The sequence below is a fragment of the Corallococcus interemptor genome, assembly GCF_003668875.1.
In the GTDB taxonomy this organism is placed as follows: domain Bacteria; phylum Myxococcota; class Myxococcia; order Myxococcales; family Myxococcaceae; genus Corallococcus; species Corallococcus interemptor.
Map to the genome: position 1 here is coordinate 1 of NZ_RAWM01000023.1, position 23,230 is coordinate 23,230.

Here is a 23,230-nt window from a genome sequence, read left to right on the forward strand (position 1 = left end):
CCCCACACCCCCGCCGCCTGCGCCAGCGGCGCCGCCGCCCTCGCCAGGTCCGGCAGCGCCGCGACGCACGCCCACACGAGCCCCACGTAGAACAGCATCGCCAGCACCAGCGAGCCCACCGTCGCCATGGGCACCGTGCGCTCCGACGCGCGCACCTGCCCCGCGATGACCGGCACGATCTCGAAGCCCTGGTAGGCGAACATCACCGTCAGCCCCGCCTTCAGCCACGACGCCCCCGTGGCGGGCAGCGGCGGCGGCACGTCCTGGTCCGGGAGGAGGAAGAACGCCCCGAGCAGCAACGCCAGCGGCACGAGCTTGAGCACCGTGAGCGCCGTCCACGTCCTCGCCGACACGCGGATGCCTGACGCCACCAGCGCCGCCAGTCCCGTCACCAGCGCGGAGGCCAGCAGCCGCTCGCCCACCGGGCCTCCCAGGCCCACCGATGGCGCCACCGCCCGCGCCAGGCCCGCCATCACCGCGGACGTGCTCAGGAAGGCGCTGACGTAGGCCACCCAGCCGACGAGGAACGACACCCGTTCTCCGAACGCCGCCCTCGCGAACACCACGGGCCCGCCATCCGAGTCGAACCGCCGGCCGAGCACCGCGAACGCGAACGCCACCGGCACCAGCGCCAGCCCCGTCAGCGCGAAGGCCCACACCGCGCCCAGGCCGGGCGCCTGCGCCGCGACCTCCGCGGGCGCGAAGAAGATGCCGACGCCCACGATGCCGTTGACGCCCAGGGCCAGCAGTTGGAGGGGCCCGATGGTGCGCTCGGGCGCGACGCCGGAGGGAAGGGTGGACACGCCTGGGACTTCACTACACCCGCGCCGTGCGCGCCATCGCCGAGCCCCACCTCAAGGCTGGGAGAGCAGCACGCTCAGCGCCGCCATGCGCCCGGGCGCGGGCTCCTTCTCCAGCGACTTCGGGATGGCGACGAAGACGTCGTTCTCCCGCTGGTCGCCGCAGGCGCGCGTCCCCCGGTAGTGCTTGCGGTCGCGCTCGATGATGAGGTTGTAGCCGCACGGCCCCACCGACCCCGTCAGCGCGTCCGGGCTCAGCGTCAGCGACGAGGGCTGGCCCGCGAAGGTGCCCATCATCTCCACGACGTCGGGGCGCTCGTCCACGGTGAGCTCCACGGGCTTCTTGTCCACGGTGCCTTCGATGCGCCGCTCCGACAGCTTCAGGTCCACGGGGCGCTGGAAGGCCTGGCCCTTCAAGGCATTGTCGGAGAGCTGGAGCTTCATTTCCGGCCCCTGGAGACCTTGCGCGGTGACGCTCGCACGCACGGTCGTGTCGTGGGTCCGCAGCTCCAGGGTCTCGGCCTTCTTCGCGACAGCGGATCCGCCCGCGAGCAGGGCGGCGACGGTGAGGATGCGAGCGGTTCTCATGTCGTGAAGTTGGGGCGCCGGGGCGCGCGCCACCAGGGCCATGCCCCGGCTGCCCGGCGGGCCGCACGTCTGTGATATCCGTGCGCGCGTGTCCCGCACTCGCCTGCTGGCCCTCCTCGTCGCATTCGTCGCCATCGTGGTCGCCACCTGGCAGCGCTCCCGCGCGGTGGAGCGGCTGGGCCAGGACTTCGATGAGGCGACCTACCTGCCCATCGCCTTCACCTACGCCCACATGCTCGACGAAGGCAGATGGGGCGACGTGGGCAGGCTCCGCGAGAACTTCGAACATCCGCCGCTGGTGAAGCTGCTCTTCGCCGAGGCCGTGCGCGTCTCGGGCGCGTCCGAGCCGGACTGGTCGGACGTCCCCATGGGCCGGCCCATCCCGGACGCAGCGCGCCCCACGTTCAACGTGACGCGAGGCCTGTCGGCGGTGGCCGGGGTGCTCCAGGTGGGGCTCGTCGCCCTCGTGGATCCGCTGGGGGCGCTGCTGCTCGCGTGGGACCCGTACCACACGAAGTACACGTCCCAGGCGTACCTGGAGGCGGTGCCGGGGCTGCTCGCGGTGCTCGCGCTGCTCGCCTTCGAGCGCGCCCGGCGCAGGGGCTTCGCGCCGGGATGGACGGCGGTGTCCGGCGTGCTGCTGGGGATTGCGGCGGCGGGGAAGTATCCGTATGGCCTGGTGGGCGGGCTCACGTTCCTGCCCTTCCTGGTGATGGGGGCGCGCACGCAGTGGCGTCCGTGGGCCGCCATCGTCGTGTCCACGGCGGCCGCGTTCATCCTGGTGAACCCCGCGCTGTGGGCTTCGCCGTTCGCGTCGCTGTGGGAGTCCATCACCTTCCACTGGAACTACTCCCACAACGAGCACGTGCGCCGCGCCGGGCTGCCCTGGTATCAGCCGCTCGCGTTCCTCACGGACACCTGGCTGTCCAACTCCGACCCCGGCATCTACCTCACGCACTTCAACGGCCGGGCGCTGCTGCCGCTGGCGGTGCTGGGCCTGCCCCGGACGTGGCGCGAGCGGCCCGTGTGGGCGGTGGCCGCCGTCGTGGGGCTGGTGTTCCTGCTGCTGTGGAACACCAAGTGGCCGCAGTACCTGCTGCTCGTCCTGCCCGCGCTGTGCGTCTGCGCGGGCGGCGGTGTGCGGACCGTGGCCAGCGGGGCCGTGCTGCTCTTCCGCAAGGTCCAGGGCGCGCGCGTCAGCGCAGGTGCGTGAAGACGCACGGGTCCGCGGGCAGGTCCAGGTCGCACGTGGGCATCAGGCACGTCACCTGCGCGCGCCGGGGCAGCGGCACCCAGCCCGAGCGCAACAACAGACACGCCGAGGTGCCGGGCCCTCGCAGCATGCCCGCGAACGCCACACCCCGGCGCTCCATGTCCTGCATGGCCACCTGGAGCAGCCGCTGCCGGTCCTCCGAGGACACCGCGGCGTCGAACGCCATCAGGTCCACGACCTCCGCGGTCAGCTCCCCCACGCCCGTCATCAACAGGCTGTGTGAGCTGACGAGCCCGCGCACCTCGCCGTCCTGCTCCAGCACGAAGGTGCGCGGCACGTCCCGGTACTGGAGCTGGGCCGCCAGCTGCTCGGTCGTGTACGTGTAGCCCAGCGTCACCGGGCGCAGCATGCCGCGGACCAGCGTCATGCAGCGGCCCAGGTCCGCGGGCTGGTAGGGACGGATGCCCTGGCCGTCCGCTTCCCGGAAGCGGTGCCGCAGGAGGGGATGCGCCAGGGTGAAGAGCCGCCGCTCGTTGTCCGTGAAGGACCAGCCGGCGAGCGCCTTCGCATCAAAGGCATACATCCACAGCCCCAGCCCGCCGAACAGCCGGGTGTTCCACGCGCGCCGCCAGAAGCCCGGGGGACGGGGCTCCGTCGTCGTGAAGCCCAGGGTGAGCCGCGCGGCCCGGTCCTGGTGCCGCCGGAGCAGCTCCTTCGCGAGCTTCGCGCCAATGCCCTGTCCCCGATGGGAGTTCGTGACGGTGGCCCGCAGTCCATAGCTGCCGTCCACCTCCACGCGTCCCAGGCGCAGCCTCGCGGGCTCCGCGAAGAGGGTGCCCACCAGGTGCCTTCCCTCGTACGCCGCCAGCAGGTAGTCGCGCGGCGCCTGGCCGTCCCGGAACAGCCTCCAGTCGCAGAAGCGCTTGTCCCAGACGGGCAGCGGCGCCGTCTTTCCATAGGTGGATTGCCAGACGCGGTTGAGGAACCAGGAGGCCTCGGACGCGTCGCCTTCGAAGGTGCGCACCTCAATCATGGCCTGCCCCCGGGGACAGGATGCCGAAGCGCCCGGGAAGGGCGTGCCGCACGCATGCGCCATGAGCTTGCTTTCATGGCGCTGAAGGTAGGGAGGGCGGCCGGGCTGGAAACCGGCCGCCGAGGAAGCTCCCTCCCTGGCTGTCATTGCCGAGTCAATGCCAGCCCTTCCACGTGCGGTGGTCCACAGGCACCGCGCTGCCAGGGCGGGGCAGTGTGCGGAGCTCGCCGTCGCAAACGCGGTTCAGGGCGCGGCGAGCACGAAGTCCGCGTACACCGCCCCGTGGTCGGAGCCGCCGTAGCCGCCGTTGGGGTCTCGGGCCACGCGGAAGGAGCCCGGGACGTACGCGCCGCCGTCGTTGGGCGCGAGGTAGAGGTGGTCGATGGCCTGACCCCTGCCCGAATAGAAGTACGTCCAGGTGGCGCTGTCCGGCCGGTCCCTGCCGACGCGCAGCAGCGATTCATCCATGGCGTTGATGGGGTCCGAGCCGGGCACGTCGTTGAGGTCCCCGCCGAGCACCACCAGCGCGTCCGGGAACTCCTTCGCGGATTCGACGAGGATGATCCGCGAGGCGTTGGCCTCCGCCATGCGGCGGTCCGGATCGTCATTCACCTTGGAGCGGAAGTGCGCCGCGAAGACGATGACCCGCCGGCCGTCCACGTCCAGGTGCACTTCGAGCAGGTCGCGCGAGAAGCGCGTGAAGGAACCGTCCGGCTTGATGATGTACTGGTTGCGGTGGCTGCGCGTCTCGATGATGGGGAACACGGACAGCACCGCCACGTCCACCGAGGCCGGGGAGTAGGTCTCTCCGAGCATCGAGTAGCCGTATGCGGGGACCCGGGCCAGCAGTCCGTCCAGCGACTGCTGCGTCTCGACCTCCTCCAGCATCACGATGTCCGCCTGGAGCGCGTTGATGGCCGGGCCCAGCTGGGCCACCTGCGCCTGGAACTCCGCCTCGGTGGGAAGCTCCTCGTAGTTGGAGCCGCCGCAGGAGCCCGTGTCGCAGACGGTGTCGAAGAGGCGGTGCACGTTGTACGCCGCGATGCGCACGTGCGCGCCGGACGGCAGGGGCGCCGTGCCGCTGTCGGGCTGCGGGCAGTTGCCCTGGACGCAGCCTCCGGCGTCTTGAGCCGGCGGGGTTTGGGGGGACGTGCCGTCACATCCCGCGAGCGCGAGCACCAGGCCCCACAGGGCGAGGGCCGGACGGGGACGGAAGCGGAAGGGGAGCCGCGTCAGGGGTGACATCGGGGCGGCAACCTAACATCGACCTTGTTTCGAGGCTGCCCGGACCGCCTGGGAGTGTCCGGCGACGCGGCGCGGCTCGCACCTTCACGCAGGGCGCTGACTCCACGGACCCTGGGTGGGGCCGACCGGCCACGCGAGGGCCGGCGCCGTTCGGCGTGCCCCCGCGACCGCTCGCCCCCGAGGCCCCCAGCCGTGCCTCCGGGCGTGTGCATCCTGTGCGCGTTCCGGGTGCTGACCCGCCCGAGAGGTGCCGACGCCATGACCCCGTCCGTTCCCATGTCCCCGCTTCCTCCTTCTCCCGCTCCTGCCGCCACCGTCCCGGGCGGGTCGGTCCTGCCGTGGGTGCGCGCCCCACGCCGGATGCTGGCGGCGTCGCTGGCCGTGGGCGTGCTCGCGGAGGTCCTGCTCGAGACGGCGCGATGGGGCCTGGGCTTTCCGCTGGTGGTGGCCGCCCTGGTAGGCGCGCTCGTGTGGCTGGGCGGACGGGAGGGCTGGCAGCGCGCGCGCCCCAATGCGTGGCTGCTGGCGCCGCTGGGACTGGTCAGCGCCTTCGTGGCGGTGCGGGACAGTTCGTGGCTGCTGATGCTCAACGTGGTGACCGCGGCCGTGCTCCTGATGATGCTGTCGCACTTCTGGGCCGCGGGCCGCGTGCAGCGCCTGGGCCTCATCGACTATGTCCTCGTCTTCTTCGGCTCCGCCGCGCAGAGCCTGCTCTACCCGCCGGTGCTCGTGCGGGACAGCGTGGACGTGCGTGGCCTCAAGGCGCACTCGCGCCTGTTGGGGGCGCTGACGCGAGGCCTGCTGCTGGCGCTGCCGGTGCTGTTCGTGTTCGGGGTGCTGCTGGAGTCCGCGGACGGCATCTTCTCCTCCACCGTGGGCCGGCTGTTGTCGTTCAACCTGGACATGGAGTTGATGGTGGTGCGCGGCCTCGCCGTGGCGTTCAGCGCGTGCGTCGCCGCGGGTGTGCTGGGTCATGCGCTGCGCCGCCGCGCCCCGAAGGAGCTGGGGGACGCGGAGGTGGTGTCCGCTTCGCCGCGTCTGGGATTCGTGGAGGCGCTCACGCTCATCTTCGCCGTGAACGCGCTGTTCTTCGTCTTCGCGGCCTTCCAGGTGTCGTACCTGTTCATCGGTGACGCGTCGTCGCCCGCGGCCGGCTACACCTTCGCGGAGTACGCGCGGCGCGGCTTCTTCGAACTGGTGGTCGTCGCCTCGCTGACGCTGGTGCTGGTCATGGCCCTGGCGCACTGGACGCGGCGGGAGACGCGCATGGCGCAGACCGTCTTCCGCGCGAGCACGTCGCTGATGGTGGCGCTGACGTTGATCATCCTCGCGTCCGCGATGCGGCGCCTGTCGCTGTACGAGGACGCCTTCGGCTACACGCTGCTGCGCGTGCACACGCACGTCTTCATGTGGGCGCTGGGCGCGGTGCTGGCCTGGCGCGCGGTGACGCTGTGGTGGAAGCCGGAGCGCTTCGCGGTGGGTGCGTTCGCCACGGCGCTGGGCTCGGTGCTGGTGCTCAACTTCCTCAACCCGGAGGCGTTCATCATCCGCCACAACCTGGAGCGGTATGCGCGCACCGGTTCTTTGGACACCGAGATGTTCTACGACATGTCCGCGGACGCCGTGCCCGGGCTGGTCCAGGCGGGCGCCCACCTTCCGCAGGAGCACCAGTGGCGGGTGGCGCCCGTCCTGAAGCAGCACCGCATGCGGCTGGAGCAGCGGGACTCGTTTTCGGAGTGGAATGTCTCCCGCTTCCTCGCCCGCCGTGCGCTGCCGCGGACAGGGGCGTGGAGTGAGCCCGTGAATCCGTGAGGCACCCTGGCTACATTGCGGCGCCATGAGCGAAGTCGCCGGACGCCGTGCCCCCCTGCCTCCCATTCCCGCGGTCCTCATCTCCGTGGTGAGCGTGCAGGGGGGCGCCGCGCTCGCGAAGGGGCTCTTCCCCGTGCTGGGCGCGGTTGGGGCCGCGGGGCTGCGGCTGGTGCTCGCGTCGGTGATGTTGCTGGCGTTCTTCCGCCCGTCCCTCCTGCGCTACACGCGGGCGCAGTGGGCGGCCATCGTGCCGTATGGCGTGGCGCTGGGCGTGATGAACCTCACGTACTACCTGTCCATCTCGCGCATCCCGCTGGGGCTCGCGGTGACGCTGGAGTTCGTAGGGCCCTTCGTGCTCGCGGTGGTGGGTTCACGCAAGGCCTTGGACTTTTGGTGGGTGCTCTTCGCGGCGACGGGCATCGTGTTGATCACCCCGTGGACGGCGAAGCCGGGCTCGCTGGATCCGCTGGGCGTGATGCTGGCGCTGACGGCGGGTGGCTGCTGGGCCCTCTACATCCTGATGGGCGGGAGGCTGTCGCGCCGGGTGCCGGAGGGGCAGGGCGTGGCGGCGGGCATGGTGGTGGCGATGTTGACGGTGCTGCCCTTCATGCTGCGCGAGGGGCACCTGGAGCGCATGACGCCGGGCCTCTTCGCGGCGGGCCTGGGCGTGGCGCTGTTGTCCAGCGCGCTGCCGTACACGCTGGAGATGATGGCGCTGGGCCAGCTCTCCAGCCGCACCTTCGGCATCCTGATGAGCCTGGAGCCCGGGGTGGCCACGCTGGTGGGCTGGCTGGTCCTGCGCGAGCAGCTCACGCCCCTGCAATGGCTGGCGGTCGCGCTGGTGAGCGTGGCGTCCGCAGGGGCAACGCTGACGGCGAAGCATCCCCCTCCGCCCGTGGAGGCGTGAGGTGGTAGGGTTTCGCGGATGCGATTGCACTCCGCGTTGAAGGTTCACCTTCCCTGGATGCTCGGCACGGCCGGCGTCCTGTTCGCGTCCCAGGCCCGGGCGGATGGCGTTGATAGCGCCCTGGGGGCGCTGTTCGGCATGGTCATCATCCTCGTGGTGCTGGGGGGACTGGCCCTGGTCGTGGGAGCGGGGACGCTCTTCTTCAACCTCACCCGGCGTCACAACACGGCCTCCATCGTCCTGGGCCTGCTGGTGGGCCTGGGGACGATGCGGCTGGGTTCCTGGACGGCCAGCTCGTTCACCACCGAGGAGTGGACCCTGGCTGACTGGGGCCTGACGCTCGGCGGTGTCGGCCTGTTCCTGCTCGGCGCCGGCGAGGTCATCGCGGCGGTGATGGCGCTGCGCGCCGGCAGTTCCCGGAGCGCAGCGCCCAAGACCGCTCAAGAGTGACGCGGGGCTAGAGCACGCAGTCGCCGTCGTACCTCAGGATGACGAGTCCGGCGTTGCCACCAGCGGATCCGGCGGCTCCAGCTTCCGGGGGGAGCGTCGTGGCGGTGGACCAGGTGTTGGCGCCCGGCCCGCCACTGCTTCCTCCGCCATTCCCGCCCGACGAGCCTCCGCCGGACTGAACTGTAAGACGGCTGACCAGGGGGGCAGCCTCGGTTCGACAGGAAGTGACCATGGGCAGTAGCAGTAGTCATTGTTGTCTGCCCCACTCTCTCTCAGGTGCGTTAGTCGGGTCTCGTCAGCCGTGCAAGCGACCTTTGCTCCGTATGCAGGAGTACGCGTATCGAGGGGGGGATTCTTGGCTTAGTGTTTGTTAGACACTAAGTTGACTTGCGGTCGCCAGATCGGACAGTTGCGGGAGCTGCCATGTCATCCTGGCAAGGCGGCATGCTCTTGGGATTGCTATGCGCGCGAAGCGAATGGGGCTGTTCTTGGGTGCGGGTGCTTCCTACGAAGTTGGCATGCCACTCGTCTCGGAGCTCACGTCGGAACTTAGAGCGTCGATCACTCCCGACAAGCTTCGTGAAATCAATGCGCATTGGCGAAGCAACGGGGCGGGATATTCAGATGTCGTTATCGAAGATTTGTGCCGGGTCTTGGTTCTGCCTAATCAGCATTACGAAAGCATTCTAGGACATTTGGAGACGCAGTTCAGGAGAAACTCGCCGGAGCGGGATGATTACCACGGCGTGTATTCATGGCTTGTTGGTGTTGTGTATAGAATGCTTTACAATAGACATGTGGGGAACGCCAAGTATGTTGAGTTGCATCTCGGCTACCTTGAAGGGATCGCGCGGCTCGCTGGCGGAACAGAGCCTCTGTGGGTTTTTTCGCTAAACCACGATCTCGTTATCGAGTGTCTTGCTGCTGCTTTTGGTGTTCCGTTGAGTTGTGGATTTACGTCGGGGCATGTTGTCTTGCCGAGGCGTGACGTGAACGGTGTGAAAATAGGGGAGTTGAAAGCGGAGTTTATTTCCGCCGAGCAACTTAGGAAGGGCGAGATGGGTTTTTTTTGAGTCGGGTGTTTCAGGTATTAATTTGTTGAAGATACATGGGGCGCTGGACGTTATTACGTTTAATGATGGGGAGGATTTGCTGAGGCTGCTGCCGCTTGGTCCAGGTGTTTCTGGGGTGATGAAGATGCTCCAGGCAGCGAATGAGGAGTTGGTTTATGTTCATCCTCTATATCCAGGTGTTCCGCAGAAAGTTGTGAACGAGATCGCGTACGCGGATGATCAGGGCGAAATGCAGTTTTTGCGACGTTCCCTGTTGGCGGGCGCATTTAAATTCGACAGGCGTGGGAGTCAGGTTCTTCCCGTGCACCTCCTTGAACGCTTCAGGGATTATGTTGGTCGTGTTGATTGTCTTGTTTGTGTTGGTTATGGGTTTGGCGATGGGCATGTCAACCAAGTCATTCGCGAGTGGTTGGAGGTTGGTGCTGGTCGACGACTTGAGATTGTGGGGCCTGAGGTGGAGCGTGTGCCTGCAACTTTTCTTCACCTGGCCTCGCAGATTGAGTTGAGGAAGGCAGCGGCTACGGATTGTTTTGATGCTGTTGCTGGGATTGGGCGGAGTGGGGTTGATGTCACTTGGAAAAAATTTTCGACATGGGTGCGTGGGGAGGGGCGAGGTGCGCGGGCGGAGTTTGAGTTGTTTATGTCGCAGTACAGGGAGAGGCAGGTTGCTGCGATGGTGGAGAGGCTCAAGACACTTCCGTTCCGCGAGGGCGACATTGACCTTGAGGCACTCGGTTTGAGTCAGGATGAGTTGGTTTGTCAGTGGAAGGCTGGGATGAGGGAGGCGCCTGAAGATGTTGTTGAGGTCTTTCTTGAGAGTCGCAAAGTCAAGCCGTAGGATGGCTGTGGTGTTTGGCGTGGATTGGGTTTGTGTGGGGATTTGGTTTTGATTTGAGGTGGGGTTGTTTGGGGGTGTTTGTTGTATGGATTTTGACGTCGCGGATGGTTGGGTGGGCCGCTCAAAAGTCGTGGACCACAAGGTCGAACCGGCAATGTCTCGCCAGCAGGTCCAGCAGTTCATCCAGCGGCGCGTTCAACCGGTGCTTGTAGACATCCAGGCCGACCAGGGATTGATCCACCTTTAGCGCGTCCGTGGCATCGGCCATGGGCCTCAGTCGGCTCGCCAGCCATGAGCGGGTCCAGGCGCCTTCGGTCCGGGCCAGGAGGGGACGCCGGTCCTTCACGACCAGCTCGACGTACAGATGTCCCGACGTCTGGAGGGTGGAGCGGAAGTTCTTTGGCAGGAAGGACCAGGTCTTCTCGCGCCAGCCTTCAGGATGCCGCTCCATCGCGGGCGTGAGACAGACGAAGTCCATCTCCGGCCACGCGATGAAGACAGGCTTCGCGAGCAGCGGACGCAAGGTGACGCCCTGCGCGTCGAAGCCGATACTCAGCGTCAGCTCGCGATGGACGATGCCTCCCGGCATCAGGGGAGCGAATCCAGCGCCGCGAGCAGCCGTCCCACGTCCTCCGCCGTGTTGTAGTGCAGCAGGGACGCGCGCACCGCGCCGTCGGGCATGAGCCCCAGCGCCTCCGCCGCCATCGTCGCGTAGTAGTGCCCCGCCGCGACGCCCACGCCCTGTTCCGCCAGGTGCTCCGCCACCGCGCGGGGCGCTACGCCGGTGACGTTGAAGCAGAACGTGGCGACGCGGCCGGCGGACGTCTTCGGTCCGTACAGTCGCACGCGCGGGTGCCGGGACAGCTGCTCCAGCGCTGCCTCCAAGAGCGGCTGCTCCAGCTGCGTGATGCGCTGGAAGGCCCGCGTCAATCCCTCGCGCCCCGGCTGGCCACCGCCCAGCACGTCGCGCAGGTAGCGCAGGGAACCCAGCCATCCCGCCCAGCCTTCGTGGTTCGCCGTGCCCGGCTCGAACTTCTGCGGACCGTCATCCGGCATGAACCACAGCTTGTCCGCGGGCAGGCCCGCCAGCAGCTCTCTCCGCACGTACAGACAGCCCAGGTGCGGACCGAAGACCTTGTACGGCGAGAACACCGCGAAGTCCGCGCCCCATGCCCGCACGTCCGGAAGGTGATGCGGACTGGAGTGCACCGCGTCCACGAACAGCCACGCGCCCACGCCGTGCGCCACCTCCGCCGCGGCGGCCACGTCCGGCGTCGCTCCCACGGAGTTCGCCGCCGCGGACACCGCCACCAGCCGCGTGCGCGGCGTGACGAGCTTCTTCAGCTCGGACGCCTCCAGCCGCCCCTCCGGCCAGCTCGCGCGCCAGGTGCTCACCTTCACACCCTGCGCCTCCAGCGCGCGCCACGGGGCCGCGTTGGATTCGTGCTCCAGCTCGGAGATGACCACCTCGTCGCCTGGTTTGAAGAGGCGTGAGACGGCCCGGCCCACCTGGAAGGTGAGGGCGGTGGCGCTGGGCCCGAGCATCACCTCGTCGGGCCGGCAGTGGAGGAACTCCGCCGTCTCCTCACGCGCCCGGGCCTTGAGCGCGGTGGCCACGCGGGACGCGGGGTAGGGCTGGCCCACGTTGCAGCTTCCACCCGAGAGGAACTGGTGGATGGCGTCGATGCAGTGCGTGGGCACCTGCGCCCCCGCCGCGTTGTCCAGATAGCTGAAGCCGGACCGCAGGGCGGGGAAGTGCTCGGCGAAGGGGGAGGACATGGTGCGCGAAGCATAGCCCTCCGCCCGGGTGCGCGGACTACGGCGTGCCGAAGTCCTGCGTCCAGTACGCGCGGTACGAGCTGGACGGCGCGTTGTAGTAGCCGATGCCCGTCTGCTTCAGCGCGCCGTTCATGATGTTGTTGCAGTGGCCGGTGCTGGCCATCCAGCCGTTCACCACCGCCGTCGGCGTGCTGTAGCCCGCGGCGATGTTCTCCGCCGCCGTCCGGTAGCTGTAGCCCGCGGACGCCATGCGCTGCCACGGCGTGGAGCCGTTGGAGCCCGTGTGGCTGAAGAAGTTGTTCGTGCCCATGTCCTTGGAGTGCTTGCGCGCCGCACAGCGCAGCAGGTCGTTGTTGACGAGCGCGCCCACCGCCGGCTTCACCACGCCGCCACAGGTGGCGCCCGCCGCGCGGCGCTGGTTGACGAGCGTGAGCACCTCGTTCTCGAACGCCACCCAGGCCGGGTCCCACGTCGTCACGTCATCGCAGTACGCCGCGCTCGCGCTCAGCCCGTTGCCGGCGACGTCCGTCTGGACCGGCGGAACGACGACGCCTTCACCCGCTTGCGTGGGAGCCTCCTCGCCTCCACAGCCACCCAGCAGGGCAGCGGCGCTCAGCAAACTCAGACACAGGGAACGGGACGAGGGCTTCATGGACAGACCTTTCGCCGGCGGGGGCCGGCCAGGGGGAGGGGTTCAGCGGAAAGCATCTTTGTCCATGATTCCTGGTTTGTGCCAGGGACGCGCCGTGCATTGTGATTGACGCGTGAAACGACAGGGTTGTGTCAGCGGTGTTGGTGACGGAAAGTTCCTGCAACGTGAAGACGCCTTCCGCTATGCCTGCCGCTCGTTCCGTGGTGCTGGACACCAACGTGGTGCTGGATGTGTTCGTTTTTGATGACGCCTTCACCCGGCCATTGAAGCAGGCGCTGCGCTCGGGCGCGCTGACGGCGTGGGCGGACCGGCACACGTTGAAGGAGCTGGCGCTGGTGCTCGCCTATCCCTCGTTCAAGCTGGCGGCGGACGCGCAGCAGGCGGTGCGTGACGCGTACGGCGCGCTCGTGCGCGTCGCGGACGGCGAGGGCTCACCGGTGGAGCTGCCGCCGTGCCGCGACCGGGATGATCAGAAGTTCCTGGAGCTGACGGCGCGCGCCGGTGCGGCGTGGCTGGTGAGCAAGGACCAGCGCGTGCTGTCGATGGGCGGCGGGCGTCGCCTGCCCTTTGAAATCCTGTCACCCCGGAAGGCCGCCGCGCTCCTGGAGGCGGGGGCGGCGGATCCGTGACTCAGGGGAGCAGCACGCCGTGCGCGGCGCAGAAGAGGATGGCGGGGTAGGTCGCGACGAACGCGAAGAAGAAGGGGTTGAGGCCCATCACCAGCGAGTTGGTCGCGTGGAACACCACGCCCCATGCGAGGAAGACGAGCGCCACGGTGGGGCCACCCACGAGGGCCAGCGGGAACAGGGCCTCCACGCCGACGACGGACCAGCTCAAGAGGCGCGTGAGCCACGGCTGGCGCGCCAGCATCGCGGCCACGGGGCGCGTGCCGTGGGCGCGGGTGTTGAAGACGAGGAACACGGCCTGGCCGTCGCGCCACTGCGGCCCCAGGGCCTTCCAGACGCCCGTGGTGAAGTAGGCCAGGCAGCCCTGGAGCGCGATGAAGGCCAGCCCCGCGTCCCGCACGCGCGGGTTCCCCGGCGCCAGCGCCACCAGCAGCAGCGCCACGTTGAGCAGCCGCACCATGCGGTCCGAGCCGTCCTTGCCGAACTGCAGGCGCATGGAGACGAGCAGGTCCGTCACGAAGAGCAGCGCCAGGGCCGCGAGCACCAGCGGCGCCGGCAGCGCGGGCACGAGCAGCGCCGCCGCGCAGAGCGCTCTCAGCCCCAGCCAGCCCAGGAAGCGGGCGTGGGACACCAGCGACACGGCGAAACGCAGGACGGGGCCGCCCTTGAACTGCTCCAGCAGCTGGCGCAGCAGCGGCCAGCCGGAGAAGCCGCCGTCGGCGTGGTCCCGCCAGTTGGCCAGCAGCTCGCCCGTGGTGATGAGGATGCCCAGCGCCATCAGCACGCGGACGGCGTACAGCGCCAGGTCGGGGGTCTCCGTGAAGGGAATCATCGCGCGTGCAGCTCCGAGACGAGCACCATGCGCGACGGCGTCCGGGCCTCGTAGCCAAAGGACTCGGCGATGGCGAACTGGAACGCGCGCGTGAGCGGGGTGCCGCCGCGCGACGTGATGAGCGCGAGGATGGCCGCGTAGCCATGGGCCTGCGTCAAGGGACCTCGCCTGGACTCGGCCTGCTGCACCAGCCTGGCCACCGCGGTGGCCACCGCCTTGCGGTGACGCCGCTCCGGGTTCCAGACCGCGCCCAGCAGCGAGCGGCGCTCCGCCAGCGGAATCTCGCGCCACTGCGTCAGCGTCCCGTCACACAGCGCCTCGCGGTAGAGCAGGTGGTAGTCCGACGCGGAGAACGATGGCGAGAAGAACATCCACCGGGGGATGAGCCCGAACACGTCGAGGGCGCGGAAGAGCCCCTGCAGGCGCATGGGGAGGAACTGGCAGACGAACGACACCGTGAACCAGGCCAGCAGCAACCGTGGGATGAGACGGATGAGCATGTCTTAACGTCCCTGCTCCCACCGCAGCCACGGCTGCCGGGCGGAGGGCGCGAGCGGTGGGAACTCCTGCTGGGCGAGCGACTCGAAGTCGTTCATCGCGGGCGGCGTCAGCACGACGCTCGCCTCCAGCGAGAAGCCCGCGCGCGCGCAATGGGTGCGCAGGGAGAGCTTCCCGGGCTCCAGCGCGGCGCCGGGAAAGTCCTGCACCCGCCACGTGAGGTCCGCCCTCGCATCCAGCACGAGCCCGGTCATCCACGGTTCGCCCGCGTAGCAGAGCTCCGCGACGTGCTCGGGCCACGCGGAGCCTTCGCGGCCGGCCTTCCGGCGCGCGTCGAGCACGTCCCTCGCGGAGGCGGAGGGGGGCGCGAGCGCTTCAGCCAGTTGGAGGTGCAGCGCGTCGCCCGCCACGGTCAGCAGGAGCGCGATGCTCCCCGCCGGTGCGAGCGGCGCGGGCGCTGGAGCGGGGAGGGTGTGGAGCCGGGGGATGGACCCGGTGGAATGCCAGCCGTCACGCGGCGCGTACGCGCCGTGAGGGCGCGCCGCCGTGGGAACGGCCGGGCGAAACACTCGCATCATGGGGAGGGCGCACTGCGGTGATGAAAGCGGTGGAGATGGCAATAGACGTGAAAGACTTCATTTCTGTCAATCAAGGCCAGAGCTGCCTTCACGCGCGCTCGGGGGGCAGGCGCGCAGGCGGTGAAATCCGGGATGGATGCTTGGAGTCATCCGCGTCTCGGGTCATCCTCGCCCCCGGTGCGTTCCTCACTTCTGATCCTCCTGTTCTGCGCCGGCTGTGCCGCGCGTGTCGTCACCCCCGTCCCGGCGCCCGCGCCGGCTCCGGCCCCGGTCCAGGCGTCGTCCCCGCCACCGCCCGCGCAGACTCCCGCCGAGGCCCCGTCCGCGACGGCGCCCGAGCAGGCCTCGGCCGCACCCGTGGTGACTCCGTCCGGTGCGCCCGCCGCGATGCCGTCCCCCTCGGAGGTGGCCGCCGTCGTCACCGACGCCGCCGTGCGTGAGAACCCCTGCCCGGTGGACGCGGAGGAGGAGGACGACGAGGCCACCGCGGCCACCGACGACGAAGGCGTGAGCGAGGAGGGCGAGATGCAGGCGCCGCTCGCGCCCGCCGCGCCGTCCGGCCCGCTGTACACCGCCGACCTGTCCGACGAGGCGCTCACCGAGGCGTGGAAGAAGGACCCGGCCACGCTGGGCTCCATGTCCATCGGCTTCGTGGAGAGCGGCCGGCAGCTCAACAGCGTGCGCGTGCCGGATGACAAGGATTGGCTGGTGGTGTCTCCGGAGATTGCCTACGGCACGAAGGAGACCGTCGACTACGTGGCCGCCGCCATCCGCGCGGTGCGCGCGCAGTACCCGAACGTGCCCCCGCTGCGCGTCAACCGCCTGTCCACCAAGGACGGCGGCTACCTGCGCCCTCACAAGAGCCACCAGAACGGCCGCGACGTGGACTTCGGCTTCTACTACCCGACCGCGGAGCCGGTGCGTGAGCGCGAGCGGGAGCGCTACATCGACGTGGCCATGAACTGGGCCCTGGTGCGCTCGCTGGTGGTGAACACCGACGTGCAGATGATCCTCGTGGACAAGCGCGTGATGAAGGTCCTGTACGACTACGCGCTGTCCATTGGAGAGGACAAGGTGTGGCTGGATTCGCTGTTCAACGCGGGCTTCAACTCGCTCATCAAGCACGCGCGCCGGCACCGCGACCACTTCCACGTGCGCTTCTTCAACGGCCGCGCGCAGGAGCTGGGCCGCCGGGTGGCGCCGCTGCTGGCGCTCCAGCCGGACCAGAACCTGATGATGTACAAGGTGCGCAACGGCGACACGCTGGGCGGCATCGCGATGCGTCACAACTCCAGCGTGGTGGCCATCAAGAAGGCCAACCGGATGCGCAACACGTTCCTGAGCATTGGCCGGCGGCTGGTGATTCCGCTGAAGGGCCCGTGCACGCACTGCCCGATTCCTCCGCCGGTGCAGCTGCCGCCGCGCCGGCTGCCTCCCGCGACGCAGGCCCCCGCTTTGGTGAACACGGCGCCCGCGGCTTCGGGCAAGCTGCCCAACCCGTGCACTCCCGCCGCGCCGGCACCGACGCCGGTGGCCGTTCCCACGGGTGTTCCGTCCGGTCTGTCGACCGGGCGCTGAAAGGCTTCGCGTTCCATGGCAACTCCGCACATCTCCGCGTCTCCCGGTGACTTCGCCGAAGTGGTCCTCATGCCGGGTGACCCCCTCCGGGCGCGCTACATCTCCGAGCGCTTCCTGGAGAACGCGCGCCCCGTCACGGCGGTGCGCAACATGCTGGGCTTCACCGGGACCTTCCGGGGCAAGCGGCTGTCCGTGATGGGCCACGGCATGGGCGTGCCCTCCATCTCCATCTACGCGACGGAGCTGGTGAAGACCTACGGCGCGAAGGTGCTCATCCGCGTGGGCAGCTGCGGCGCGCTGCGCACGGACGTGAAGCTGCGCGACGTCATCGTGGCGATGGGCGCGGGCACGGACTCCAACGTGAACCGCATGCGCGCCATGGGCCATGACTTCCCGGCGGTGGCGGACTTCACGCTGGCCCGCCGCGCGGTGGAGGCGGCGGAGAAGCGCGGCAAGCCGGTGCGCGTGGGCAACGTCTTCACGTCCGACCTCTTCTACCACCCGCAGGAAGCGCTCAACGCGACGCTGGCGAAGATGGGCATCCTGGCGGTGGAGATGGAGATCGCCGGCCTGTACGGCGTGGCGGCGGAGTTCGGCGCGCGGGCGCTGGCGCTGCTCACCGTTTCGGACCACATCCTCACCGGCGAGCACCTGTCTCCGGAGGACCGTCAGACGACGTTCGACGAGATGATCGAACTGGCGTTCGACGTGGCCGCCCAAGAGGCGTGAGGACCTGAGCGCATGGCCTTGCCTCCCCGCAGGGGCCCGGGTTCCCCGCTGGCGCGCAAGGCCGCGCAGCGCACCCCGGGCCACCACTACAACGCGAGCTTCCTGAACCACGCGGACCGCGCCGAAATCCTGGCGTGGCTGGGCACGCTGCACCCGTTGTGGGAGGAGCGCTATTCGAAGCACTTCCCGCCGCCGGAGGGACAGCAGCAGCGGCGGCTCTTGCGGCCCGTGTACTGGCTGGGCAACTGGCAGTTCGCGTGTCTGGACTACTACCGGCCGCCGAAGGGCGTGAAGAACCGCTGCGTGAAGGCGGAGCCCTTCCCGGCGGTGCTGCAGCGGCAGATTGAGAAGGTGGAGGCGCTGGCGCGGCGGATGTTCCGGGGCCCGGACATGCCGCAGGGCTGGCACCTCAACACCTGCCTGGTGAACTTCTACGGCAGCCGGTTGGAGGACGGGCGCTGGGTGGACACCGCGCGCGTGGGCGAGCACAAGGACTTCGAGCCGGGCCCGGTGGCGTCGCTGTCCCTGGGCGAGCGCGCGCTCATCCAGTTCGTCACGTCCACGCGGCCCGGTGAGCGCGACGCGGTGGTGCTGGAGCAGTGGCTGGATGACGGGGCGCTGCAGCTCTTCGGTGGCGCGCAGTGGAAGGAGCAGACGTTCCACCGCGTGCAACGGGTGGACACGCGCGCGGGCCACGTGATGCCGCCGGAGCTGCCGGACTTCCGCACGCGGCGCATCAACCTGACGTTCCGCTACGTGCCGGACGCGCACGTGACGCCGTTCGCGGCGCTGAGCCCGGAGGCCCGCGAGGACGTGCGGCCGTACATGGAGACGCTCGCGAAGGGCAGCCGCTTCTTCCGCGAGGAGCTGGCGAAGGAACCGCCGGTGCAGGCGGAGTAGGGCGCCGCGCCTCCTGCCTGGCGCGGCTCAAACCTGTCCGACAGTCGGACAGGTTTTCGCGGTGCGCCGATGGCGGGGAGGCCTGCCAGGGCGCTCCCCTGACTGAAGGCTAGGAGGAGCCCGTCTCGGGATTCGAGGACGAGGCCGGGGGCGGACGGGCCACGTAGCTCACCTGGGGCGCGGAACCCCGGGACGAACGTCCCGCGCCGCGCTCCGGGCCCTGACGGGGCATCCGGGGACCGTTGTTGGGCAGGTTGCCACGCGCCTCGCGAGGACCCGGCCCCCGGCCATTCTGGCGCGGCTCTCCGTTCTGCTGGGGAGCGTCATCCTGGATGTTGCGCGGAGGCCGGCCGTTCATGCGCGCCGGGGCTCCCGGTCCGTCCTGGCGGGGGCCGCCGTTCTGCTGCGGACGGCCGTTCGCGCGCCACTCGTTGCGCGGGATGCGGCTGTTCTGCTGCGGCGCCTGGCCGCTCACGTCCGCGTCGCCGCCACGGGGCTGGCCGTTCATGGCCGGGTCGCCGCCACGGGGCTGGCCGTTCATGCGCGGCTGCCCGTTCATGGCCGGCTCGCCGCCTCGGGACTGGCCGTTCATGCGTGGCCCGTTCTGCCGCTGCGGACGCTGGCCGTTCTCGCCTTGCGACTGGCCGTCCATGCGTAGCTGCCGCTGTGGGCGCTGGGTGTTCTCGCCTTGCGACTGGCCGTCCATGCGTGGCTGCCGCTGCGGACGCTGGCCGTTCTCGCCCTGGGCCTGGCCGTCCATGCGTAGCTGCCGCTGTGGGCGCTGGGTGTTCTCGCCTTGCGACTGGCCGTCCATGCGTGGCTGCCGCTGCGGACGCTGGCCGTTCTCGCCCTGGGCCTGGCCGTCCATGCGCGGCTGCCGCTGTGGGCGCTGGCCGTTCTCGCCTTGCGACTGGCCGTCCATGCGCGGCTGCCGCTGCGGACGCTGGCCGTTCTCACCCTGGGCCTGGCCGTTCATGCGCGGCGGCCTGTTCTGCCGCTGCGAGGCCTCGCCACTGTCGCCGTGGGGCTGTCCGTTGAACCGCTGCGCCCCGTTCTGCCGAGGGGGCTGGCCACTGTCGCCGTGGGACTGGCCGTTGAGCCGCTGCGGGGCGTCGCCGTGCGGCTGGCCATTCATGCGCTGCGCCCCGTTCTGCTGCTGCGGGGCGTCGCCGTGCGGCTGGCCGTTCATGCGCGCCTCGCCGTTGGGCTGGCGCGGCGGACGTCCATCGCGGCGCGGCTCGTTGCGCGGGGTGCCGTTGCGCGGCCCGTTCTGCTGCGGCCGGCCGTTCATGCGCGCATCGCCCTGGGCCGCCGGGGCACTCGCGCCCTGCGCCGGAGCGCCGGTGCGCGGGCCGTTCTGCTGCGGCCGCCCGTTGTTGCCGTTGGGCCGGTTGTTGCCACCGCCCTGGGCCGGACGCGCTCCCGCGTTCTGCTGCGGAGCACCATTCCCGGGCCGGGGCGCGTTGCCGGTGCGCGGCGGCGGCTTGCCACCGAACCCACCGCGCCGGCGCCCGTCCCTCGAGCTCTGCGTGACGATGGGCCGCCCGCGCTCGCCGCCACCCTGGCGCAGCACCAGCGCCTCCAGCGCGCGCAGCTCCGCCTCCTCCGCGCTGATGCCTTCCTCCTCCACCGCCGCCACGGGCGCCGGAGCCGGACGGGCCTCGGTGAGCCGGGCCTCCTCCTGCTGGAGGAACCGCTCCTGCCGGAAGGCCTGCCGGCCCGCGCCCCGCTGACCCCTCGGCGCCTCGCGGAACGCGCCCGACGGCACGTACTCCGGCGTCAGCTCACGCCGCACGTACGCGTTCCAGATTTCGCCCGTGTCACCCGCGCGGCCCGCCAGCCGGGTCGAAATACCCGTCAGGAACTCGCGCACGTTGTCCAGGTCGCGGCGGAAGTAGAACTCCGCCTGGCTGTTGCGCGCCGCCGCCACCGTCTGCGGAAAGTCGATGATGGTCGGCCCGTTGCCGCTCATCAGGATGTTGTAGGGCGACAGGTCCCCGTGGATGAGGTCCGCGCACAGGGTCCGAATCACCTGTCCCCGCAGGTCCAGGTAGAGGGCCTCGGCCTCCTCGGGCGTCTGGGGCGGGGCCTCCACGAGCCGGGGCGCGGGCTGGCCTTCCGCGTCCAGCACCAGCTCCATCAGGAGGATGCCCTCGTAGAACATCACCGGCGTGGGCACGCGTACGCCTTGCGCGTGCAGCTTGTACAGCGAGTCCGCCTCGGCGCTCTTCCACGCCTCTTCCGCGGCGGCCTGCCCGAAGCGGCTGCCCTTCTCCATGGCGCGCCGCGTGCGCGAGTTGCGCACCTCACGGCCTTCCTTGTAGCCGGCGTTGTTGCGGAAGTTGCGCTCGTGGCGCTCCTTGTACAGCTTCGCTGCGACGACCTGGCCGGCGTGCTGGACCAGCCACACCTCCGCCTCCTTCCCCGTCTTCAGCTGGCCGATGACGGCGTCGATGATGCCGTCGGCGAGGAGGGTCTCGAGGGAGTCATTCATTCTTAGGCAAAAGGCCGGAACGGCACGGGGCGGGGAGCTTCAGTCGCTGCGCGCACCGGCGGCCCCTGCTCGCCATCGTGCACGTTGGAGATGAGAACACCGGGCAGCCCCTGGTTTCCATCGCCGTTACGCTGAACGTCATCCAGAAGGCCCACAGACCGCTTGCTAGCAGCTTGGGAAGCAGGGGGCCAGGGGTGCCCCCGGGCCGGTATCCTGTTCGCCGGCCACCCCTGCCCGGGGACCGGATTGACGTCGGCAGGCGTCCAACCGGTTTTCACCCAAGGAGCATTCCGCCCATGAAGGTCTTTCTCGTGTGGGGTGTCCTGCTGGCCTCGCTGGGGGCGCACGCCGAGGACCGGGTCGCGGCGGCCCGCGAGCGCCAGACCCAGGCCCTGGTCCAGACCTTCCAGAAGGCGGGGCTGGCCTGGCCCCCGGAGGAGCTCTACCTCCGGGCCTTCAAGGTGGAGCGGGAGCTGGAGGTCTGGGCGGGCCGGCCGGGCCAGCCGCTGGTGAAGGTGCGGACCTTCCCCGTCTGCGCCGCCTCCGGCGAGGTGGGCCCCAAGCGGGCCCAGGGCGACCTGCAGGTCCCGGAGGGCTTCTACACGGTGGACCTCTTCAACCCGAAGAGCGCGTACCACCTGTCCATGCGGGTGAGCTACCCGAACGCGCTCGACCGGAAGCAGGGCGCCGCGCAGCCCGGGGGCGACATCTACATCCACGGCGACTGCGTGAGCATCGGCTGCCTGGCCATCGAGGACGGCCCCATCGAGGAGCTGTACGTGATGGTGTCCGAGGCCCGCGCCCGCATGGGCCGTGACGTGCCGGTGCACCTCTTCCCCAGGCGGCTGGACGCGGCCGGGCTCGCGGCGCTGGAGGCCCTGTCCGGCGTCCCGGAGGCCCGGAAGGCCTTCTGGCGCGGCCTGGAGCCGGGATACCGCTTTTTCGAGGAGTCCCGGCGCCCACCCCGGGTGAAGGTGGACGCCGCCCGCTCCGCCTACGTGGTGACGCCCGCGCCCCAGGCCAGGGCGCGCTGAGGAGCTGGTAGAACGCGGGGGACGGCCAGGCCCGTGTCTCCGGCGCCGCCGTCCGGGGGAAGCCGCGCGCATGAGTTCATCGATCCCGCATCAGGGGCCTGAAGTCACCGGGGGCGCGCGAGCGCTCGTGTCACTCACGACGACGGAGCTGGCCGCGGCCCTCCGGGAGCGTCGCGTCAGCGCGGTGGAGGCGCTGGACGCCTTCCTCACCCGTGCCCGCGAGCACAACCCCGCGCTCAATGCCGTGGTGACGTGGGACGAGGCCCAGGCCCGGAAGCGGGCGGAAGCGGCGGACGCGGCGCTGGCCCGGGGAGAGCTGTGGGGCCCGCTGCACGGCGTGCCCTTCACGGTGAAGGACGCGTTCAGCACCGGGGGCCTGCGCACGACGTCCGCCCACCCGGCCTTCGCGGAGTATGTGCCCGCGGAGGACGCGACCGTGGTGGCCCGGCTCAAGGCGGCGGGGGCCATCCTCTTCGGCAAGACGAACCTGCCGCCGTTGTCGGGGGACCTGCAGACGGACGGGCCGCTCTGGGGCCGGACGAACAACCCGCACGACCTGGGGCGCACGCCGGGCGGCTCCAGCGGGGGCGCGGCGGCGGCGGTGGCGGCGGGGCTCACCCCGTTCGAAATGGGCAGCGACATTGGTGGCTCCATCCGGCAGCCGGCGCACTACTGCGGCATCGTGGGCATCAAGCCCACGGAGCACCGCGTCTCCACCTTCGGCCACATCCCGGATATGCCGGGCGGGCCGCGCCACGTGCGCCACATGGCGTGCGCGGGGCCCCTGGCGCGGTCGGTGGCGGACCTGCGGCTCCTCCTGTCCCTCATCGAGGGCGCGGATCCGCGCGCTCCGGAGGTGCCGCCCGTCGCGCCGGTGGGGCCCGCGAAGCCCCGGGCGCTCGAGGGCCTGCGGCTGGCGTGGGCGGACACGCTGGGCCCCTTCCAGGCCGACCGCGAGACGCGCGAGGTGTTCCAGCGCTTCGCCGCCGCCGCGCGCGAGCAGGGCGCCGTGGTGGAGCAGGCGGTGCCCTCGGGGCAGGACTTCGCGGACCTGGTGGAGGTGTGGGGGCTGCTGAATGGAGGCGAGGTGGGCGCGCCCCTGCCGCCGCCATTGCGCGAGGGCTACCAGCAGCAGTTCCGTCCTCTCGAGCGCGACCTGCTGGCGAAGGCCATCCTGCAGGGCTCGCGCGTGGACATGACGGGCTACGGCACGGCGCTCAGCCGGCGGGATGGGCACATCGGCCAGCTGGAGGACTTCCTGTCCGGCTGGGACGCGTGGCTCGTGCCGGTGGCGATGACGGCCGCGCCGGTGCACACGAAGTTCGGGGCTCCCGTGGACGTGGACGGCGTGCCTCGCGACTACCTGGAGGCACTTGGCGGGTTCACCTGTCTGTTCAACGCGACGGGGAGCCCCGTGGTGGTGCTCCCCATCGGGCGCACGGCGTCGGGCCTGCCGGTGGGGGCCCAGCTGGTGGGGCGGCGTTGGATGGATGGGGCGCTGCTCGACGTGGCGGAAGCGCTCTTGCCGCTGGGCGGCGGTGTGCGGTGGCCTTCGGCGTTCACGCCGTGAG

Annotated in this window: 23 protein-coding genes; 12 read left to right on the forward strand and 11 right to left on the reverse strand. The window is 70.1% G+C overall.

Annotation, left to right across the window (positions count from 1 at the left end; translation table 11 throughout):
• Positions 1 to 764: APC family permease (locus D7X96_RS11350; RefSeq protein WP_147442865.1), on the reverse strand; the 764-nt coding region annotated here is incomplete at its 3' end.
• A gap of 90 nt (positions 765 to 854) precedes the next feature.
• Positions 855 to 1,388: a hypothetical protein gene (locus tag D7X96_RS11355; protein WP_121724417.1), complete on the reverse strand. Its 534-nt coding sequence runs from the start codon at positions 1,386 to 1,388 to the stop codon at positions 855 to 857.
• 88 nt (positions 1,389 to 1,476) lie between these two features.
• Between D7X96_RS11355 and D7X96_RS11360 the strand changes: the two genes are divergently transcribed.
• Positions 1,477 to 2,601 (forward strand): glycosyltransferase family protein, encoded by a 1,125-nt coding sequence (locus tag D7X96_RS11360; protein WP_147468280.1) that lies wholly within the window; start codon positions 1,477 to 1,479, stop codon positions 2,599 to 2,601.
• On the opposite strand, the gene D7X96_RS11365 is transcribed toward D7X96_RS11360, so the two are convergent.
• Together D7X96_RS11365 and D7X96_RS11370 are read right to left on the reverse strand one after the other, a co-directional pair.
• Positions 2,585 to 3,634, reverse strand: coding sequence for a GNAT family N-acetyltransferase (locus tag D7X96_RS11365; RefSeq protein WP_120550724.1), 1,050 nt, complete (start codon positions 3,632 to 3,634; stop codon positions 2,585 to 2,587). The two genes, D7X96_RS11360 and D7X96_RS11365, sit on opposite strands and share 17 nt — an antisense overlap.
• Before the next feature lie 243 nt (positions 3,635 to 3,877).
• On the reverse strand, positions 3,878 to 4,879 hold the full coding sequence (locus tag D7X96_RS11370; RefSeq protein WP_121724415.1) for an endonuclease/exonuclease/phosphatase family protein: 1,002 nt from the start codon (positions 4,877 to 4,879) through the stop codon (positions 3,878 to 3,880).
• 258 nt (positions 4,880 to 5,137) lie between these two features.
• Between D7X96_RS11370 and D7X96_RS11375 the strand changes: the two genes are divergently transcribed.
• The 5 genes from D7X96_RS11375 (at position 5,138) to D7X96_RS39530 (ending at position 9,959) form a co-directional block, all read left to right on the forward strand.
• Positions 5,138 to 6,691: a DUF4153 domain-containing protein gene (locus D7X96_RS11375; RefSeq protein WP_147468281.1), complete on the forward strand. Its 1,554-nt coding sequence runs from the start codon at positions 5,138 to 5,140 to the stop codon at positions 6,689 to 6,691.
• Between the two features lie 25 nt (positions 6,692 to 6,716).
• Entirely contained in the window at positions 6,717 to 7,598 is an 882-nt protein-coding gene (locus D7X96_RS11380; RefSeq protein ID WP_121769699.1) for an EamA family transporter, read from the forward strand.
• A 57-nt stretch (positions 7,599 to 7,655) separates the two neighbouring features.
• The gene (locus D7X96_RS11385) at positions 7,656 to 8,048 is read left to right on the forward strand and encodes a hypothetical protein (RefSeq protein ID WP_121769700.1); all 393 of its coding nucleotides are present in this window, start codon (positions 7,656 to 7,658) and stop codon (positions 8,046 to 8,048) included.
• 476 nt (positions 8,049 to 8,524) lie between these two features.
• The gene (locus D7X96_RS39525; RefSeq protein WP_147468282.1) at positions 8,525 to 9,121 is read left to right on the forward strand and encodes a hypothetical protein; all 597 of its coding nucleotides are present in this window, start codon (positions 8,525 to 8,527) and stop codon (positions 9,119 to 9,121) included.
• 118 nt (positions 9,122 to 9,239) lie between these two features.
• On the forward strand, positions 9,240 to 9,959 hold the full coding sequence (locus D7X96_RS39530; RefSeq protein ID WP_147468283.1) for a hypothetical protein: 720 nt from the start codon (positions 9,240 to 9,242) through the stop codon (positions 9,957 to 9,959).
• A gap of 121 nt (positions 9,960 to 10,080) precedes the next feature.
• On the opposite strand, the gene D7X96_RS11395 is transcribed toward D7X96_RS39530, so the two are convergent.
• Genes D7X96_RS11395 through D7X96_RS11405 form a run of 3 tightly spaced genes read right to left on the reverse strand, consistent with a single transcriptional unit; the run spans position 10,081 to position 12,390 of the window.
• Positions 10,081 to 10,548, reverse strand: a complete 468-nt coding sequence (locus D7X96_RS11395) for a hypothetical protein (RefSeq protein ID WP_121769702.1) — start codon at positions 10,546 to 10,548, stop codon at positions 10,081 to 10,083.
• Positions 10,548 to 11,738, reverse strand: coding sequence for a cysteine desulfurase-like protein (locus D7X96_RS11400; RefSeq protein ID WP_120550708.1), 1,191 nt, complete (start codon positions 11,736 to 11,738; stop codon positions 10,548 to 10,550). The genes D7X96_RS11395 and D7X96_RS11400 overlap by 1 nt, the downstream gene beginning before the upstream one ends.
• A 37-nt stretch (positions 11,739 to 11,775) precedes the next feature.
• A complete protein-coding gene (locus D7X96_RS11405; protein WP_121724412.1) occupies positions 11,776 to 12,390 on the reverse strand; it encodes a CAP domain-containing protein in 615 nt (204 codons plus the stop codon).
• Positions 12,391 to 12,572: 182 nt separating this feature from the next.
• Here D7X96_RS11405 and D7X96_RS11410 point away from each other — a divergent pair, with 182 nt between their 5' ends.
• Positions 12,573 to 13,019: a putative toxin-antitoxin system toxin component, PIN family gene (locus D7X96_RS11410; RefSeq protein ID WP_121769703.1), complete on the forward strand. Its 447-nt coding sequence runs from the start codon at positions 12,573 to 12,575 to the stop codon at positions 13,017 to 13,019.
• A 1-nt stretch (position 13,020) separates the two neighbouring features.
• Here D7X96_RS11410 and D7X96_RS11415 read toward each other — a convergent pair whose 3' ends face one another.
• The 3 genes from D7X96_RS11415 to D7X96_RS11425 are packed head-to-tail and all read right to left on the reverse strand — an operon-like array spanning position 13,021 to position 14,924.
• Positions 13,021 to 13,848: an HTTM domain-containing protein gene (locus D7X96_RS11415; RefSeq protein ID WP_120550710.1), complete on the reverse strand. Its 828-nt coding sequence runs from the start codon at positions 13,846 to 13,848 to the stop codon at positions 13,021 to 13,023.
• Positions 13,845 to 14,348 carry a hypothetical protein gene (locus tag D7X96_RS11420; RefSeq protein WP_120550711.1) on the reverse strand — a complete coding sequence of 168 codons (504 nt, stop codon included), beginning with the start codon at positions 14,346 to 14,348 and terminating at the stop codon, positions 13,845 to 13,847. The genes D7X96_RS11415 and D7X96_RS11420 overlap by 4 nt, the downstream gene beginning before the upstream one ends.
• A gap of 3 nt (positions 14,349 to 14,351) precedes the next feature.
• Positions 14,352 to 14,924: a hypothetical protein gene (locus D7X96_RS11425; protein WP_147468284.1), complete on the reverse strand. Its 573-nt coding sequence runs from the start codon at positions 14,922 to 14,924 to the stop codon at positions 14,352 to 14,354.
• A 177-nt stretch (positions 14,925 to 15,101) separates the two neighbouring features.
• Between D7X96_RS11425 and D7X96_RS11430 the strand changes: the two genes are divergently transcribed.
• Genes D7X96_RS11430 through D7X96_RS11440 form a run of 3 tightly spaced genes read left to right on the forward strand, consistent with a single transcriptional unit; the run spans position 15,102 to position 18,131 of the window.
• A complete protein-coding gene (locus D7X96_RS11430) occupies positions 15,102 to 16,502 on the forward strand; it encodes a LysM peptidoglycan-binding domain-containing protein (RefSeq protein WP_121769705.1) in 1,401 nt (466 codons plus the stop codon).
• 15 nt (positions 16,503 to 16,517) lie between these two features.
• Entirely contained in the window at positions 16,518 to 17,231 is a 714-nt protein-coding gene (gene deoD / locus D7X96_RS11435; protein WP_120550714.1) for a purine-nucleoside phosphorylase, read from the forward strand.
• A 12-nt stretch (positions 17,232 to 17,243) separates the two neighbouring features.
• Positions 17,244 to 18,131 carry an alpha-ketoglutarate-dependent dioxygenase AlkB gene (locus D7X96_RS11440; protein ID WP_120550715.1) on the forward strand — a complete coding sequence of 296 codons (888 nt, stop codon included), beginning with the start codon at positions 17,244 to 17,246 and terminating at the stop codon, positions 18,129 to 18,131.
• 109 nt (positions 18,132 to 18,240) lie between these two features.
• Here the strand turns inward: D7X96_RS11440 and D7X96_RS41435 are convergent, their stop codons facing one another.
• Positions 18,241 to 20,625 carry an RIO1 family regulatory kinase/ATPase domain-containing protein gene (locus tag D7X96_RS41435; RefSeq protein ID WP_121769706.1) on the reverse strand — a complete coding sequence of 795 codons (2,385 nt, stop codon included), beginning with the start codon at positions 20,623 to 20,625 and terminating at the stop codon, positions 18,241 to 18,243.
• Between the two features lie 296 nt (positions 20,626 to 20,921).
• On the opposite strand from D7X96_RS41435, the gene D7X96_RS41440 reads away from it, so the two are divergent.
• Positions 20,922 to 21,659: a L,D-transpeptidase family protein gene (locus D7X96_RS41440; RefSeq protein ID WP_120550717.1), complete on the forward strand. Its 738-nt coding sequence runs from the start codon at positions 20,922 to 20,924 to the stop codon at positions 21,657 to 21,659.
• Positions 21,660 to 21,729: 70 nt separating this feature from the next.
• The gene (locus D7X96_RS11455; protein WP_121769707.1) at positions 21,730 to 23,229 is read left to right on the forward strand and encodes an amidase; all 1,500 of its coding nucleotides are present in this window, start codon (positions 21,730 to 21,732) and stop codon (positions 23,227 to 23,229) included.
• Position 23,230 lies beyond the last annotated feature (1 nt).

Bases quoted from the DNA above. Each gene is read 5' to 3' on its own strand.
- D7X96_RS11355 (WP_121724417.1), bottom strand. From the start codon at position 1,388: ATGAGAACCGCTCGCATCCTCACCGTCGCCGCCCTGCTCGCGGGCGGA.
- D7X96_RS11365 (WP_120550724.1), bottom strand. From the start codon at position 3,634: ATGATTGAGGTGCGCACCTTCGAAGGCGACGCGTCCGAGGCCTCCTGG.
- D7X96_RS11370 (WP_121724415.1), bottom strand. From the start codon at position 4,879: ATGTCACCCCTGACGCGGCTCCCCTTCCGCTTCCGTCCCCGTCCGGCC.
- D7X96_RS11375 (WP_147468281.1), top strand. From the start codon at position 5,138: ATGACCCCGTCCGTTCCCATGTCCCCGCTTCCTCCTTCTCCCGCTCCT.
- D7X96_RS11380 (WP_121769699.1), top strand. From the start codon at position 6,717: ATGAGCGAAGTCGCCGGACGCCGTGCCCCCCTGCCTCCCATTCCCGCG.
- D7X96_RS11385 (WP_121769700.1), top strand. From the start codon at position 7,656: ATGCTCGGCACGGCCGGCGTCCTGTTCGCGTCCCAGGCCCGGGCGGAT.
- D7X96_RS39525 (WP_147468282.1), top strand. From the start codon at position 8,525: ATGGGGCTGTTCTTGGGTGCGGGTGCTTCCTACGAAGTTGGCATGCCA.
- D7X96_RS39530 (WP_147468283.1), top strand. From the start codon at position 9,240: ATGAAGATGCTCCAGGCAGCGAATGAGGAGTTGGTTTATGTTCATCCT.
- D7X96_RS11395 (WP_121769702.1), bottom strand. From the start codon at position 10,548: ATGCCGGGAGGCATCGTCCATCGCGAGCTGACGCTGAGTATCGGCTTC.
- D7X96_RS11400 (WP_120550708.1), bottom strand. From the start codon at position 11,738: ATGTCCTCCCCCTTCGCCGAGCACTTCCCCGCCCTGCGGTCCGGCTTC.
- D7X96_RS11405 (WP_121724412.1), bottom strand. From the start codon at position 12,390: ATGAAGCCCTCGTCCCGTTCCCTGTGTCTGAGTTTGCTGAGCGCCGCT.
- D7X96_RS11410 (WP_121769703.1), top strand. From the start codon at position 12,573: ATGCCTGCCGCTCGTTCCGTGGTGCTGGACACCAACGTGGTGCTGGAT.
- D7X96_RS11415 (WP_120550710.1), bottom strand. From the start codon at position 13,848: ATGATTCCCTTCACGGAGACCCCCGACCTGGCGCTGTACGCCGTCCGC.
- D7X96_RS11420 (WP_120550711.1), bottom strand. From the start codon at position 14,348: ATGCTCATCCGTCTCATCCCACGGTTGCTGCTGGCCTGGTTCACGGTG.
- D7X96_RS11425 (WP_147468284.1), bottom strand. From the start codon at position 14,924: ATGATGCGAGTGTTTCGCCCGGCCGTTCCCACGGCGGCGCGCCCTCAC.
- deoD (WP_120550714.1), top strand. From the start codon at position 16,518: ATGGCAACTCCGCACATCTCCGCGTCTCCCGGTGACTTCGCCGAAGTG.
- D7X96_RS11440 (WP_120550715.1), top strand. From the start codon at position 17,244: ATGGCCTTGCCTCCCCGCAGGGGCCCGGGTTCCCCGCTGGCGCGCAAG.
- D7X96_RS41435 (WP_121769706.1), bottom strand. From the start codon at position 20,625: ATGAATGACTCCCTCGAGACCCTCCTCGCCGACGGCATCATCGACGCC.
- D7X96_RS41440 (WP_120550717.1), top strand. From the start codon at position 20,922: ATGAAGGTCTTTCTCGTGTGGGGTGTCCTGCTGGCCTCGCTGGGGGCG.
- D7X96_RS11455 (WP_121769707.1), top strand. From the start codon at position 21,730: ATGAGTTCATCGATCCCGCATCAGGGGCCTGAAGTCACCGGGGGCGCG.